Origin of the sequence: Oceanobacillus sp. HCA-5259, from assembly GCF_037892815.1 — a bacterium.
Lineage (GTDB): Bacteria > Bacillota > Bacilli > Bacillales > Amphibacillaceae > Oceanobacillus > Oceanobacillus indicireducens.
On sequence record NZ_JBBKBV010000007.1, the window covers coordinates 1 to 14,791 of the forward strand.

Consider the following 14,791-nt stretch of genomic DNA (forward strand, 5'->3'; position numbering starts at 1 on the left):
ATAGAAAAGATAATTACTTCTTCTTGTATTTATCCTTAATAGAGAGTAGTTAAACATAAGACCGTTTTAACGCAACAAAAAAGCAGGCAATTTGCCCGCTTTTCTATATGAACCGTTATGGTTTAATTATCTTCACTTTTTTAATCTGGTAACCATCCATTTCCTCGATTATAAAACGGTGGTTTTCATATTCAATGATGACACCTTCCTGTGCATCCAGGTTTGTCGTAAACATCCATCCCCCGATTGTGTCGACTTCATCATCTACCAGCTCGATACCGAGGATTTGATTCACATCTTCCAGATGAAGTTTTCCAGATACAATGAATGTCTTATCATTCACTTCCTGTACGTCAGGTATTTCATCTTCATCAAATTCATCACGAATATCACCAACGATTTCTTCTAAAATATCTTCAACCGTAATTAAACCGGCTGTTCCGCCATATTCATCATTGACAATTGCCATATGGATGCGTTCTTTCTGCATTTTGAGCAGCACCTGCTTAATCGGTGTAGCTTCAGACACATGCAGAATTGGCCGAATAAACTGATCAATTGTAACATGCTTATTTTGGTGATATCCTGTGAGAACTTCTTTCAAGTTTACTAATCCGATAATATTATCTTTATCCTCATCCGCTACCGGATATCTTGTATATTGTCCTTCAAGGATAACATCCATATTTGATTCTAAACTATCTTTTTTAAAGAAATACACCATTTCAGTTCGAGGTATCATGATTTCCCTTGCTACTCGCTCATCAAACTCAAAAATGTTGTTTACATACATCATTTCCGATTGATTAATTTCACCACTTTTATAACTGTCAGCGAGAATTAAACGCAGCTCTTCTTCCGTGTGGGTCTCTTCATGACTGCTGATTGGTTTGAACCCCATAGCAAGAATAATTAGCCGAGCTGTACCGTTTAAAAGCCAAATGAACGGGTAAAGTAAACGATAGAACCAAACAAGAGGTCTTGCAATAAACAAGGTAACTTGCTCCGCCTTTTGAATAGCAATCGTCTTTGGTGCGAGTTCTCCAATTACAACATGTAGAAAAGTCGCAATCAGAAAGGAGATCGCAATTGCTATCGTCGTAACCATTCCAGTACTAACGTTAAAATAAGAAATGACTGGATAGAGCATTTTCTCAAATGTCGGTTCCGCGAGTCGTCCAATTCCTAATGCAGTGATTGTTATTCCGAGCTGACACGCTGATAGATATTCATCCAAGTGGGTGATTATTCTCTTTGCAGCAATTGCAGATTTTTTCCCTACTTCGATGTGTGGTTCAAGTTGTGTACTTCTAATTTTTACAATCGCAAATTCCGCCATAACGAAAAATGCGGTTAATGCAATTAGTACAGCAACTGCAAGTAAGTTAATTATGGGCAATACGTCCAATTAGTGTTCCTATGCACAAGCAATAGGAACTTCACCTCCTAAGTGCAAATATAAATTCATTTTTATTTCGAGATTATTAGTTATGATTGGCTCCATTTTATTATAATATATCCAACTAGAGCCGTCTATACAGAAGATTTTATTTTTTAAAATTTAGGGTTCGAAAATTTAAAGATAAAATACGAGAAAAAATCCACCCTACAGATAGGATGGATTTTATGAATTGTTTACTTTATTATCTTACGCTGCGTACGTGGCCTGAGAATTTATCAGCCCAGTAACCGCTAGACATGTCTGCTACTGCTAGACCAGTAGAGTTCTGTGCACCGATAAACTTACCGCCACCAAGGTAGATACCTACATGACCGTTTGTTTTATATGTGTTGAAGAATACAATGTCACCCGGTTGCATATTACTTGCGGAAACTTTCGTACCAACACCTGCTAGTCCTGCAGTGCTTGACGGTACAGAAATTCCACCTTGAGCGAATGCCCAAGATACAAATCCAGAACAGTCAAATCCACCTGGTCCTTTTCCTCCCCATACATATGGAGTGCCGAGGTGATCGAATCCAGCGTTCATTGCAGTTTGAACACCGCCAGACGCTGCTGGACGGGATGAATCAGATGAATTAGTTGAATTAGTTGATTTTGATTTCGGTTCTTCTTTTGAAACAGTTGATAAGTTATTGTTACTTGAATTATTGTTACTTGAATCATTTTTATTTGAACTATTGCTATTTGATTCATTGCCACTTGCATTCGTTTCGTTACTTGCTACCTGAACTTCAGGAGCAGGTTGTGTTAATTCATTAATGTTCTGTCTAACGTCTCTTTCAAGGGAAGCAAGCTCGCTGTCTTTCACTTCAAGTTCTTCTACTTTTGCAACAAGTGCTGCTTCTTTATCTTTGATTTCTGCCTTTTTATCTTTGTTTTGTGTTTGTTGAGCTTTGATTGTTTTCTCAATTCCTTCAAGCTCAACACGCATTTCTTTTAATTCATCAAGTTTAACAATTACCTCTTCTTGCTTCTCTTCAACTTTAACTTTATCAGCGTCGATTTGTTCCATTAATTCAGCATCAGAATCGCTAATTTTGTTAATTGCACTTACACGGCTAATGAAATCCATGAAGTTTTGCGAGCCGAATAACACTTCAAGATAAGAAATGTTACCACCATTTTTTTGGTAAGCTGATGCGCGTTCTTTTAAAATGTCAAAACGTTTTTCAATTGCTTCTTCAAGTTCTTTGATTTCCGCTTCGAGCTTGTCTACTTGCTCTTCTGTTGCAGTAATGGATTTTTCATTTTCCTCCATTGTTGCTTTGTTTTCGTCAAGCGCTTTATTAACACGGTCAATTTCATCGTTTAATTTCTCTAAGTCTATTAATAAATCAGCAATCTCCGCTTCTGCCTCGGATAAGTTTGCTTTAATCGTTCCTCTTTCATCTTGAATTTGCGTTTGCTTGTCCTTCAGGTCATCAATAGATTCTGCTGATGCGTGATCAGTAAAAAACACACTGCTCAAACCTACTACTGTTACAGTAGCCATCGTTACTAAGGTCTTTTTCAATTTCTCGTTCCCCACTTCCTCACTACTATTGCATCTCTTTATGTATGTTCATGAAAGCCTACCTGCAAATTCGTGTCATTAATTTATATTATGTATTATTTTCATTTCAATGGTATTGTAACACCGAAAAATTGCAGTCGTGTTATCGTTATATTACAGTTATGTTTCAATTAATGACAAATTATTTCCTTAATAGAGAAAAAACATGCATTATCCCTCGGGAATACTACATGTTTAGACTGATATTTTCCTAATAGAGGACGATATATTATTAAAAAACTTTCATTTTACCTGATAATTTAAGACTTATAGAAAATTATACAAGATTATGTTGGAAAGCATAGATAACCGCCTGGGTTCGATCCTGTACCTCTAATTTTGCTAAAATATTACTTACATGGACTTTCACTGTTTTCGTTGCAATAAACAACTCAGCGGCTATTTCTTGGTTCGTTTTCCCAGCTGTAAGAAGAAGTAGGACTTCCTTCTCCCGTTCTGTCAATTGCTCATGCAACGCTTCCTCTTGAGAATGGCGCATCCGGTTCATTAATTTCCCTGTTACTTCAGGTTCCAAGATCGATTGGCCTTCATGAGTTGCGCGGATCGCTTCGGCTATTTTTTCAGCCTTGGAAGTCTTTAGCAAATAGCTTTTCGCCCCGGCTTCAAGTGCTGGGTAAACTTTTTCATCATCGAGAAAGCTTGTAACGATGATAATCTTTGCTTCTGGCCACTCAGAAAGGATCTGTTTCGTAGCTTCAATTCCATCCATTTCCTTCATGACTAAGTCCATTAAAATGATATCCGGCTTCCATTCAAGAGCTAACTTCACAGCTGGTTCTCCGTCATCGGCTTCAGCTACGACTTCAATATCCGGTTGTGCGGACAGATAAGACGCTACGCCAATACGAACCATTTCATGATCATCGGCAAATAATACAGTTATCATCATTCTTCCTCACTTTCTGTATGAATAGATGCTCTTTCTTCTTGATCCGCTCCTGTAGGTAGGGGAACTTTTACCTCAAGCTTCGTGCCTTGATTCGGTAAGCTGACAACTTTAAACGTCCCACCGATTTCATATGCCCTCTCCCTCATATTATGGAGGCCATAGGAACTAGTTTTCACGCTTTCCATGTCGAAACCTACCCCATTATCTGAAATACGTAAAATTACCGTACCTTCCCGCTTAATGAGCAACACATGAAAACTCGTGGCTTGTGCGTGGCGCAATGTGTTGGACATCGCTTCTTGAATGATACGGAATAGTTGATCTTCAATTCCCTTATCAACGGAAAGTTCTTCTGCTGTCCATGATATATCGATCGTAATTTTCTGTTGCATTTCAACAAGTAATTCTTCCACACCTTGAACAAGAGATTTCCCTTTTAACGCGACTGGACGCAGGTGTAGAAGGAGCGCCCGCATTTCAAGCTGGGATTGTTGCAGCATTTTTTCCACTAATTGTAATTTCTTCTTCATTTCATCATCTTCAGGAACATTTTGCAGATTGAGAGCAGAAATCATCATTGATGCCGCAAAGAGTTGTTGACTTACGGAATCATGTAATTCACGGGCAAGCCGGTTCCGTTCTTGGACGACAATTTCTTGTAAGCTCTTTTCTCGTTCTTCCGCTCTTTCTGTTGCAAGTCTTTGCGCGTTTTCCGTTTGCTGATCTATTCGTGATTGAATGAGTTCTAGACGCTTTTCAATGCTTTTCAGTTCGTGATACGGTTCTTTTTCCTCATCAAGTCTCTGCCCCTTACTTAGTCTGTCAAGCTTACGTTCAATACGGTGCAGTCGTTGTCTCCAGTACCAACCAGTTGATATCCCGAAAATCGTTCCGCCTGCCAGTATGAAACCGAACACCCAGATTAAGAAAGAAACATTGCCAATCTCGGTTTCCCACAGAACCGCATAACTGTCTGGAGGGAAAACAGTGAACACAAGTGTGAGGACGACCGCTGAAAGTAAGATACTAAATAGAATGCCAGTGAATATATGGCGGATAATCGTACTCATATACGCTTCACCTCAATATCTCCGGAAAATAGCGAGGTGACGATTTTTACACGCGTTGTTGCGTGATCATAATCAGCCGTTTGATAAAAAATCGATTTATTAAAAAGTTTTTCATGACTTTCGTGGAAGATAAGGGCATTACCGAATATAGCACTGTGGTGGATACTGACCTCCACTTCATAAGGTACATATATTTCAATATTACCAAGACCATGACGTATTGAAATAATTGCTGTGTCATTCGGGATGACGGTATTGCTTAAATCAATAACCTTGTCACCGAGTAAGCCATGAATGTTGACGTCTCTCCACTGGTAAGCAGTCTCCTCCGTATACTGGTCATCCAATACGGTATGGTCAAATAAAGGTTCCACACGACTGAGCGGCTCGTTTAGTGCTTCAGCGTCGGGAAGCTTGGGATAGATTCGATCGGTTCTTTTCGTTGAATCATAGTATCTTATCGCAAAGATAACAATTGCTGCAATAATGAGGAATCTAACTGCCATAAGACTCAGTATCGAAAAAATGAGCCCAATAAGACTAAGCCAAAAGACAATTTTCCCCCAAAGGGTATAAAAGTTCTTCCAGCTAATATAGACTAAGAACCCACATATAATAGCGGGGATAATTGTTCCTCCAAAGGAAAATACAAATTCAGCCATGAGAAGGAGGATGCCGATGATTAGAATCCAGTTATATGTTTTTGTCGGTAATTGCTTGAACATGACGGCTCCTCCTTACCTTTTCAATAGTTTAAGGCGCAGATTTCGTCTACGCCTATATAGTATATCATTTTCCTTGGAGCTTATCGCATCTTATTCCACATTTTCTTTATCTTGTAATTCTTTTTCAAGCTTAGCAATTTTACTATCGAATGTGCTCTTATAATAGGAGCTATTCACCTTATATTCCAGATTCTCGATATACTGCTCCAGTTCGGCAAACTTCGCAAATGGTTTATCGGATACATCATCGATTACTTGGTTCATTTGCTGATTCGCCCTTGCAATATTTTCTCTTCCCATTAATTCCATTCGGCGCATATGCATATCTTTCAGGCGATGCTTCATTTCTTCGTATTTATTTTCCAGTGCAACGAGTTGTTCTATTGTTTCTTCCCTGCTCTGTTTTAAGCGGGCTGCACGCTTCTCATACTCTTCATACTCTTTCACTGCAAATTCATATAAATCGGTTTCTCCTGCTTGCTCTGCAATGTCTGCTTGTCTCTTGCGCTTATCTGCCAAATCTTGAGCTTTTAAATATTCACGAGTGAATTCATCTTTCAATTTGTACTGGCGCTCAATCATCTTTCTGACTTTTTCCTTTTCCAGTTCGCTTTGGCGCAAGTATTGATTCAATGCTGCGACTGGATTCTTTTCCTCTTTCTTATCCATTAAATGATGCAAGTCCGCTGAAATATTATCCATGATGCGTGTAAAAATATTCGTTGACATAATTTATTCTCTCCTCTTAAATTTAATTATTGATGTAAATCTGCCCATTCCCGTTCGAAATTCGTAAATGGATCGTCATCGTTCACCGTGTGGACAACTGGTTCTTCCTTCCAGCTCTTCATGATCAAATACAATACATAAACAGCTGCGACACCAATGATTGCATAGATGTTCGACAAGCTGATGCTTAACACAAGCAATCCAACTACAATCCAGCCGACTTTTGCACCCGTTGAATCCGTTGCGACAAACTTTTTAAACACGATATACAATAACCAGAGACTCAACCCTAAAATAATCATTGGTCCAATATTGGCAAGCAACACGAAAAATGCAATTAATCCCCCAACAAAGAGTAAAAATTTCTTCATGTGATAGCCTCCTTTCTTGATCTTGACTCCATCTTACCGCGGAAATCAAAACCTGATAATGAGCCCCAGACATAAATCCAACTAAGCCCCAAGACGTATTTAGTGGGACACCGGGGTCAGAGGTTTTGTCCCACTGCGACTGGTGGGACACTGGGGAGGGACATGGGGTCAGTGTAAATGTCCCAGTTATACGCACCTAAAAAAGAGTACAAAAAAAGAACGGCATATCACCATTCTTTTCATTTTCTCCATTTTTTTATATATATAAATGCCATCAAAATGACGCCTGCTCCAAGCAATGAATAAACAATTGTCGAATAAACGTCCATAATTCCTAGAATAGCTTCCCAGTTCTCACCAAGGAGGACACCCACTGCTACAAGGAGAGCATTCCAAATCAATGTTCCGAGTGTTGTTAACAGGATGAATGCGGAAAATTTCATATTCGACATCCCAGCTGGAATAGAAATAAGACTACGAACGAGCGGCACCATCCGACAGAAAAACACTGTCCAATATCCAAATCTATCAAACCAGGTATCCGCTTTACGAATATCCGCTTTTTCAATTCTAAGAAGATGACCGAACCGTGCCACAATTCTCTCCAAGCGCTCCACATCAATCAGGAGGCCGATGCTATACAGAATCATCGCACCGATAACGGAACCCAATGTCGCTGCTGTCATGACGCCAATTACTGTTAGATTTGCATACGTGGTCATGAACCCTCCAAAGGGAAGAACGATTTCAGATGGGATGGGCGGGAATAAATTTTCCAACGTCATCATAAGAAAAATACCCAAGTAGCCGAACTTTTCCATTATATATGTGACCCAGCTTTGCATGCATACCTCCTGACTTTCAATTTACCTTGCTATTATGGATACTTGTCCATTAAACGCTTCTCTATAATATTTATATACAAACTACCATGAACTTAGAAGCTATAATCCAAATTCACGTGCAATCAGTTCGTAAGATTTTTTACGAGCCGCAAAATCATGCGTAATTGTAAGAATCATAAACTCGTCCGTACCATATTCCTCACTTAGTAACTCAAGCGATTTCCGAACAATATCCGGCGTTCCAACAATTTGCCGGTCACCGGATTTACGCAAAAGTTCGAGATCTTCATCTGTAAGCTTATATTCATTCACTTCAGTAATAGAAGGAATTTTTCCATTTCCCTTCCCTTTATCCTGCATCCATTTCCATATTTGATTGCTTTTCGCAAGCTGCTCCGCTTCCTCTTTCGTCTCCGCACAAATAACGTTCACCGTAACAATTGCTTCCGGCTCTCCCTCCTGGAAGTTTTCAAAGTAACCGCGCACAATTGACGGACCGTCTGCATCACTCATAAAGTCGCCAAACACATATGGCAGGCCTTTCTCGAGCGCTAACACTGCACTTTTCTTGCTCGTGCCAAGAAGCCACGGGACCGGTTGTTCTTTCGGAACAGGTTGTGCAGAAACCTTAGAGAAAAGATGTTCTTCAGGAAAATCACGATTCAAGAAATGGAGTAATTCATCCAGTTTTTCCGGATAGTTTTTCACCTGTTCGAGAAAATTATCTACAAGCGCAATCGATGCCTCTGCTGATCCGCCCGGCGCTCGTCCAAGTCCAAGGTCTATTCTTCCGGGATATAAAGTAGCCAGCAGGTTATATCTTTCAGCTATCTGGTACGGCCTATAGTTTGGTAAAAGAACCGCCCCAGAGCCGATGCGAATGCGATTCGTTTTCGAACCAATAATACCAAGAATGATGTCTGGTGCGGGACTTGCTAATCCCGGGAAGTCATGATGCTCGGCAATCCAATAGCGGTGAAATCCTAATTTTTCCGCCGTCACAGCGAGATCAATCGTCGCTTCCAGTGCCTCGTTTGCAGTTTTTCCATTTGGAATGGGAACCTGATCAAGAATACTTAGTTTCATCTTTTATACCTACCTTCCTTGTTCTCGAATAAAGGCGCAAGCGCCCTTACAGGCTAAGAACGCGATTCGTTACGCGGGCGCCTGGAACTGCGATTACTCGTCCCACCAAAAGATCTGCTAGTTGCTGGGCGCAGAGCGGACGTGGCTAACCCTGGATACCTAAATTATCACTGCATTTTTATTTTATAGTTTCCTACGCTAGAACAAGAGGTGGGACAATGCCTCCGTCCCCAATGTCCCACTGGGACAAGTGCTCTGACCCCGTGTCCCGTTTTATATTTCTACCTGTTTGGATTGGATGTAGTGGTAGAGTAATTGTTCGGTGTTTTTTAGGGAATCTTCGTGGGTGCGTTCGTATGCGTGGGAGGCGTCGATTCCTGGACCGATAAGGCCATGGACGATATCATGCCCGCTTCGGATTGCCGCTGACGCATCGGATGCGTAATAAGGATAGATATCTAACTTGTAGCCGATATGATTTTCCTCGGCTAAATTAGCTAAATTCTTGCGCAATCCATAATGGTATGGTCCGCTACCATCTTTCACACAGATAGAAACCGTGTATTCATCCGTGGACTGACCTTCCCCCATAGCTCCCATATCAACCGCTACATATTCGACCGTTTCCGCTGGAATATTAGAATTTCCTCCATAACCGATTTCTTCATTATTAGATATCAGAAAATGGGTTGTATAAGGTAGACTAAGCTTTTCATCTTTGATTCGTTTCATTAGTTGGATAAGCATCGCAACACTCGCTTTATCATCTAAATGACGTGATTTGATGAAGCCATTATCTGTTATTTCAACACGGGGATCGAAGGAGACAAAATCTCCCACCTCGATGCCAAGCGCTCTTACTGCTTCCGCATTTTCCACTTTGGCATCAATTCGCACTTCCATTTTTTCTTGATTATATTTAGCATCCCGCGCATTTTTATAGACATGCACAGATGTCTCATGATGTAAAATAGTTCCGGTGAAGATTTTCCCTGAAGACGTCTCAATCTCACAATATTCCCCATCGATTGAGTGATACGTAAATCCACCAATTAAATCCAATCGGAGACGACCGTCACGCTTAATTTCTTTCACCATGGCACCTAACGTATCGACATGAGCAGTAAGCATACGATGTTCGTTTTCATTCTCACCTGGAATTGTCGCAATCAAGCCGCCTTTTCTATTTCGCTTATGTTCAATTTGTAAATCTGTTAAAATCTCTTCAATAAAAGAAATTACTTTTCCAGTATTCCCGGAAGGACTCGGAATAGAAACAAGTTGTTTAATTAGGTTTTTCGTCTCTGAAAGATTTGGATAAGTCGCCACATGCATTCTCCTCATTCTTTTTCTTTTATTTTATCATAAAGTGAAACTTCATTCAGTGGGGGATTCATTACCTCTCCACTGAATGTTAGTTGAACAGAATCAGGCATTTATGGACTGTTTATCCCCCACCCTCACATGTTGGACTTCCCTCATGTTTAGAAGTGGGGGTATTACAAACCTTTAATGCGTGATAAACGGTAAAGCTTAGTCCTTTTTCGCTTCTATATCTGCAATCTCATCAACTAAGGCCTCAGCTGCCCTGCGATAATAATTACTCATATTAACAAAGGATAGTACGAGCAGCACCTGATTCAAATAGCTATCATCGAGTTGCCCGGCATCCACCTCGCGCACCATTTTCTTACTGTCTTCGGTAAAACGTTCGAGATTACTTCCCGAAAGCTTTATAAAGGATTCATATAATGGCCCGAGATCAAGTGTTTCTTCCATCATCTGCTGATTAAGTGATTCCAGTGTTGTCTTAATATCCCGTATTGCAAGAATCGTCTTCATTTCATAAATCAAATCAATGAGCATGACATGTTCCGGGGAGTATTTTTTATTTTTTATCGGGAAAAATAATTTCCCCTTGGAATAATTATTGATCATTGTTTTCGTTAAAATCTTTTCATCTGTTGTCCGTTTCGTTTGTTCATACTTATTTTCAAATAATTGGATGACCTGATCCATGTATAAGTCCAATCCAGGTATATCCTGGCTGGATAGTCGTGTATTGAGCTGCAGTTTCTCCAGTAAGTTATCTAAATTATTCACCATATCTAAATTCCTCCACATTTTTATTAGCAGCGGTTGACTTATCGCTATAAACTATGTTATAAATTTATTATAACACTAACACGTAGTTTTAAAAACCACGTGTTACATCGAAAGGGGTTTTCCAGTTGAATCAGTATATTAGAGAACCAATTAACAGCCTAACACATTGGGTAGGTGCAGTTCTCGCTTTATTTGGATTAGTAGCAATGATTATAAAGGCCGTCGCCGAAGGGTATTCAATAATTGGCTTGACAGCCGTCGTTATTTTCGGAGTCAGCATGATTTTACTTTACTCGGCATCCGCAACGTATCATATGGTCATTGCAAAAGATAAGGTGATAGCTTGGCTGCAGCGAATTGATCATTCGATGATTTTCGTTTTAATTGCTGGGACTTACACCCCCTTATGTATCATCGCATTGAATAACACATTAGGTTGGATTCTATTCAGTGTCATTAATGGCCTCGCAATTCTTGGTGTCATTTTCAAACTGACATGGTTCACTTCACCAAGATGGCTTTCCACCATGATTTACATTTTAATGGGGTGGCTCGCTATCTTTTTCACTGGAGAATTAGCCCCAGCACTTGGTACAGGCGGGATGGTCTATCTTATCCTTGGTGGTGTCGCCTATACGATTGGCGGGATTATTTACGGATTTAAACCAGAATTTCTCCGGTTTAAAAATTGGGGCTTCCACGAGATTTTTCATATTTTTATTCTCCTCGGCAGCCTGTTCCATTTCATTTGTATATATTGGTATGTCATTTAACAAAAAAATGCGTAAGGCGGGATATCTGCCTCACGCATTTTTTTAATACACTTCTTCCAAAGCGCGGATAAATTTAGTAAGTGAAGTTTGTTCTGTTTGTTCCTTCCATTCCTGCAGCTCGGTATCCTGCTCTTTGAAAAAGAACATCAGCCCTTCATGCAAGGTATCGATAACCCGAGCGTCATCATGCACCGCTTGTTTTATATCAGAAATAAGAACACTCCAATCCACTACACCGACATTACCAGTCGTATATTCCATATAAGGATATTGTTTTGCTAAATCATACACTTCATCTAAATCAGTACCAAGATAAATTTCCACAGCTAACAGATTTCCGATATTGTGGTTGTCGCTTCCTTCCAGCAGTGCTTCCTTGTGGAGGTTCGCAGCTTCCTCGTATTCACCTTGAAATAAAAGGGCATTGGCATGGATACTTTTTGTATAAGGGTCGATTGTTTCTCCCAAAGCCGCTTTATACTTCTGATACCACTTCTCATATTGCTCCCAATCGCTTGCATCGTAATAATAATGTAACATCTGATTCAGATAAATAGGATCTGCCGTAAGCTCGGCTAGTTGTTCATAATAAGGTTGCTGCAGCTTTTGCGCGGTACTAAAGCTCCCACCCGCTTCGATCCCGATCAACCGTGCAACCATTCGGAGGCTGTGCAAGTCATCTGGGTTTGTTGTTAAAACGTTCCGGTAACCGTCAAGCGCCTGTTCCAATTCACCGGCTAGCAGCAATTCATCTTCTGCTGTAAGTTCCCGTTGTTTTAAATACATAGTCGGCAGATTTCCGATTGTTTCTTCCGCTAACCGGTAACCATTGCTTTGTGTTATAAGATTTCCATCTTCATCAAAAGCCTTCACATTCCAAGAATAATGTCCCTCTGGATTTTCAAAGCCAAGCACCGTTGCCGGGTTGAAGTAATCGTTCTTCGTTTCTGCAATATCAGTAAAGAAATTCAAATAAATATTATAAAGACTCTCTACAGGCAATGAAAGTTGACTTTCTTCCACCTTCCTATCCCAGCTCATCCCATAAGAAACATCGCTTTCTTCTATATGAAAGTCAAGCATGTAATAAGCTGCCTCGTCAACCGCTTCCCAGCTAAAGTCAATCGTTTCTTCCTCCAATACGGCTTCGTTTGCAGGAGCGTTTACTTCCAGTAGCGGGGCTAGCGTAATATCATATTGAATATTTTCTGTACCGTCGATTCTTACCCAGTCATTCATATCAACCGGCCAAAAATAGCCATCGATTTGCTCCATTTGGAAACCGGCAAACACTTGATAATCTCCAGGCATAACCCCCGTGAATTCGAAATTCCCAGCAGCATCTGTCTTTGTCTGGTACCATTCATCAGGACGAATCGAACTAGTAACATCGGCAGCATCCCTAAGAAATACACCGGCATCCTTAATCGGCGTCCCGTCCTGTCTGCTAATATTTCCTGATACCTTCGCAACCTCCGCCGCACCATTCACAGGAGGACCAGTTAGCAAGCGGTTCTCCAATTTCTTCATCTCTTCATAAACACCGCTCTGTTCTATCGGGTCTTCATTCTCTTCTTTTTCCCAAGCAATTCTATATTCTTCCAAACCTTGCTGAACCGTCGCTAAAGCCTCTTCCAGCTGCCCCTTCCTCAATAAAAGGAATGCTTCATATTGCTTCTTTTCTGCCTTAGCATACGCATGGTCCGGAACGTCAATTTGTTCTAATAGACTTTCCGCTTTAGCTAGATTTCCAGCTTGCAAATGGAGCTTGATAAACGAAAACTTTAGTTCAGGAATTTCATAAGAGTGCTCCGACTTTTCCAAACGTTCAACTGCACGATCATAGATTTCCTGAAGTCTAGCGTCATCTCCTTCCAGTACTGCTTCATATGCTAGCTCCATAACCGCCGTTTGTAGATATCCATTAATAGGCCCATTTTCTAGATAATCCTCAATATATGGTTGCTTTTCTTCCCAACTGATGAATGGCCAATCATGATCCGCAGCCACGCTTGTCGTCATAGAAGGCCCGACATATATTGCATAGTCATTCATCCACTCCCCACTTAAGAAACGCTCTTCAATCAGGTGATATTTTTGACTCGGCAGAATATTGTCTTCCAAGAGTTCGAGAATTTTGTCTTTTCCAACCCCACTTCCATTCGCAAGCTTATATTTTACTATACCGAGTTCAAGTTGTGGTATCAGATAAATACTTGCAAGCGGAATAAGGATAAAAATGCCCGTCATAATCATAACCAAATGCTTTATTTTTAACGTAATATTATTCCTCATTCACAAGTCTCCTCTCTACTTCCGCTTTCCAATACGTATTACCTCCGATTTCAATCGTTTCATACGGATATTCATCTTGATTATTGAATTCAGAAATTGTGAAAAATCCGTAACCGAACAAAAGGATGACCACGGCTGAACTTACTGGAAGAATTGGTATGCTGATCTCTTTATTCCATAGTTGATGAAGTTTATCTTTCCACGTTGGCCGGTAAACTTTTTTCAACACATCTGTTTGCTTTGTAAACCGAATATTTTCAAGTTCCTTATTTAGTCGATTCTTTATCTGCTTTTTATCCTCCATTATGCGCACCCTCCTTTAGTAAATGGTCTTTTAACAATTTTTTCGCCCGCTTTAACCGTGACTTGATAGTATTTTCCTTTATATTTGTCGAGACAGCAATTTCCGCAAGCTTCAATTCGTTAAAATAAAATAACGTGATGACTTCTCGATATTTATAATCCAATGCATGAATTGCAGCTGTGAGATTCTCGTTCCACTCAACTGCCAATAAATCCGCTTCTGGACTATCAATCCTATCCGCTTGTTGTGTGCGCTCGATTGTTTCTATATCTGGGAAAATATGCTTAAAACTCCATTTGCGCATTTGCTGTCGGCAACGATTAATCGTTATCGTTGTCAGCCAGCTCTTTAAATGTTCTTCCTTTTCCAGCTGATTTATTTTTTCAAATGCGGAGATAAATGTATCTTGCACCGCTTCCTCTGCCCGTTGGTGATCCTTGATTAATAGGTAAGCCATTCGGAGCAAATAGTCCCCATATTGATTCATGAGTTCAACTAAAGCAGCCTCTTCTTTTCTTTTTAACCTGTCGACTAGGTTCAACTTGCTCCCTCCCCTTACT

General features: G+C 40.2%; 15 protein-coding genes. 1 reads left to right on the forward strand and 14 read right to left on the reverse strand.

Translation table 11 applies throughout. The features are described 5' to 3' along the window. Positions 1-115: 115 nt before the first annotated feature. The 11 genes from WKU33_RS06075 to WKU33_RS06125 all read right to left on the reverse strand — a co-directional run bounded on the left by WKU33_RS06075 (position 116) and on the right by WKU33_RS06125 (position 10,856). Complete coding sequence (locus WKU33_RS06075) at positions 116-1,408, reverse strand: hemolysin family protein (RefSeq protein ID WP_340453679.1); 1,293 nt, start codon at positions 1,406-1,408, stop codon at positions 116-118. 235 nt (positions 1,409-1,643) lie between these two features. Next, positions 1,644-2,978 (reverse strand): C40 family peptidase, encoded by a 1,335-nt coding sequence (locus WKU33_RS06080; RefSeq protein WP_340453681.1) that lies wholly within the window; start codon positions 2,976-2,978, stop codon positions 1,644-1,646. Between the two features lie 316 nt (positions 2,979-3,294). Beyond that, positions 3,295-3,924, reverse strand: coding sequence for a response regulator transcription factor (locus tag WKU33_RS06085; RefSeq protein ID WP_340453683.1), 630 nt, complete (start codon positions 3,922-3,924; stop codon positions 3,295-3,297). Continuing rightward, on the reverse strand, positions 3,924-4,997 hold the full coding sequence (locus tag WKU33_RS06090) for a sensor histidine kinase (RefSeq protein WP_340453685.1): 1,074 nt from the start codon (positions 4,995-4,997) through the stop codon (positions 3,924-3,926). The genes WKU33_RS06085 and WKU33_RS06090 overlap by 1 nt, the downstream gene beginning before the upstream one ends. Continuing rightward, complete coding sequence (liaF, locus tag WKU33_RS06095) at positions 4,994-5,722, reverse strand: cell wall-active antibiotics response protein LiaF (RefSeq protein ID WP_340453686.1); 729 nt, start codon at positions 5,720-5,722, stop codon at positions 4,994-4,996. The genes WKU33_RS06090 and liaF overlap by 4 nt, the downstream gene beginning before the upstream one ends. A gap of 90 nt (positions 5,723-5,812) precedes the next feature. Continuing rightward, on the reverse strand, positions 5,813-6,451 hold the full coding sequence (locus WKU33_RS06100; RefSeq protein WP_340453687.1) for a PspA/IM30 family protein: 639 nt from the start codon (positions 6,449-6,451) through the stop codon (positions 5,813-5,815). Positions 6,452-6,477: 26 nt separating this feature from the next. Next, positions 6,478-6,822 (reverse strand): lmo0954 family membrane protein, encoded by a 345-nt coding sequence (locus WKU33_RS06105; RefSeq protein WP_156855786.1) that lies wholly within the window; start codon positions 6,820-6,822, stop codon positions 6,478-6,480. Positions 6,823-7,061: 239 nt separating this feature from the next. Next, positions 7,062-7,667, reverse strand: a complete 606-nt coding sequence (locus tag WKU33_RS06110) for a DedA family protein (protein WP_156855785.1) — start codon at positions 7,665-7,667, stop codon at positions 7,062-7,064. A 99-nt stretch (positions 7,668-7,766) separates the two neighbouring features. After that, positions 7,767-8,753, reverse strand: coding sequence for an LLM class flavin-dependent oxidoreductase (locus WKU33_RS06115; protein ID WP_188858193.1), 987 nt, complete (start codon positions 8,751-8,753; stop codon positions 7,767-7,769). A gap of 273 nt (positions 8,754-9,026) precedes the next feature. Then, the gene (locus tag WKU33_RS06120) at positions 9,027-10,082 is read right to left on the reverse strand and encodes a M42 family metallopeptidase (RefSeq protein ID WP_336253378.1); all 1,056 of its coding nucleotides are present in this window, start codon (positions 10,080-10,082) and stop codon (positions 9,027-9,029) included. Between the two features lie 204 nt (positions 10,083-10,286). Next, positions 10,287-10,856, reverse strand: a complete 570-nt coding sequence (locus tag WKU33_RS06125; protein WP_188858248.1) for a DUF1836 domain-containing protein — start codon at positions 10,854-10,856, stop codon at positions 10,287-10,289. 128 nt (positions 10,857-10,984) lie between these two features. On the opposite strand from WKU33_RS06125, the gene trhA reads away from it, so the two are divergent. Then, positions 10,985-11,632, forward strand: a complete 648-nt coding sequence (trhA, locus tag WKU33_RS06130) for a PAQR family membrane homeostasis protein TrhA (protein ID WP_156855782.1) — start codon at positions 10,985-10,987, stop codon at positions 11,630-11,632. Between the two features lie 42 nt (positions 11,633-11,674). Here the strand turns inward: trhA and WKU33_RS06135 are convergent, their stop codons facing one another. The 3 genes from WKU33_RS06135 to WKU33_RS06145 are packed head-to-tail and all read right to left on the reverse strand — an operon-like array spanning position 11,675 to position 14,772. Continuing rightward, positions 11,675-13,927, reverse strand: a complete 2,253-nt coding sequence (locus WKU33_RS06135; protein WP_340453692.1) for a carboxypeptidase-like regulatory domain-containing protein — start codon at positions 13,925-13,927, stop codon at positions 11,675-11,677. Further along, entirely contained in the window at positions 13,917-14,231 is a 315-nt protein-coding gene (locus WKU33_RS06140; protein WP_188858187.1) for a hypothetical protein, read from the reverse strand. The genes WKU33_RS06135 and WKU33_RS06140 overlap by 11 nt, the downstream gene beginning before the upstream one ends. Continuing rightward, the gene (locus tag WKU33_RS06145) at positions 14,221-14,772 is read right to left on the reverse strand and encodes an RNA polymerase sigma factor (protein ID WP_340453695.1); all 552 of its coding nucleotides are present in this window, start codon (positions 14,770-14,772) and stop codon (positions 14,221-14,223) included. The genes WKU33_RS06140 and WKU33_RS06145 overlap by 11 nt, the downstream gene beginning before the upstream one ends. Positions 14,773-14,791 lie beyond the last annotated feature (19 nt).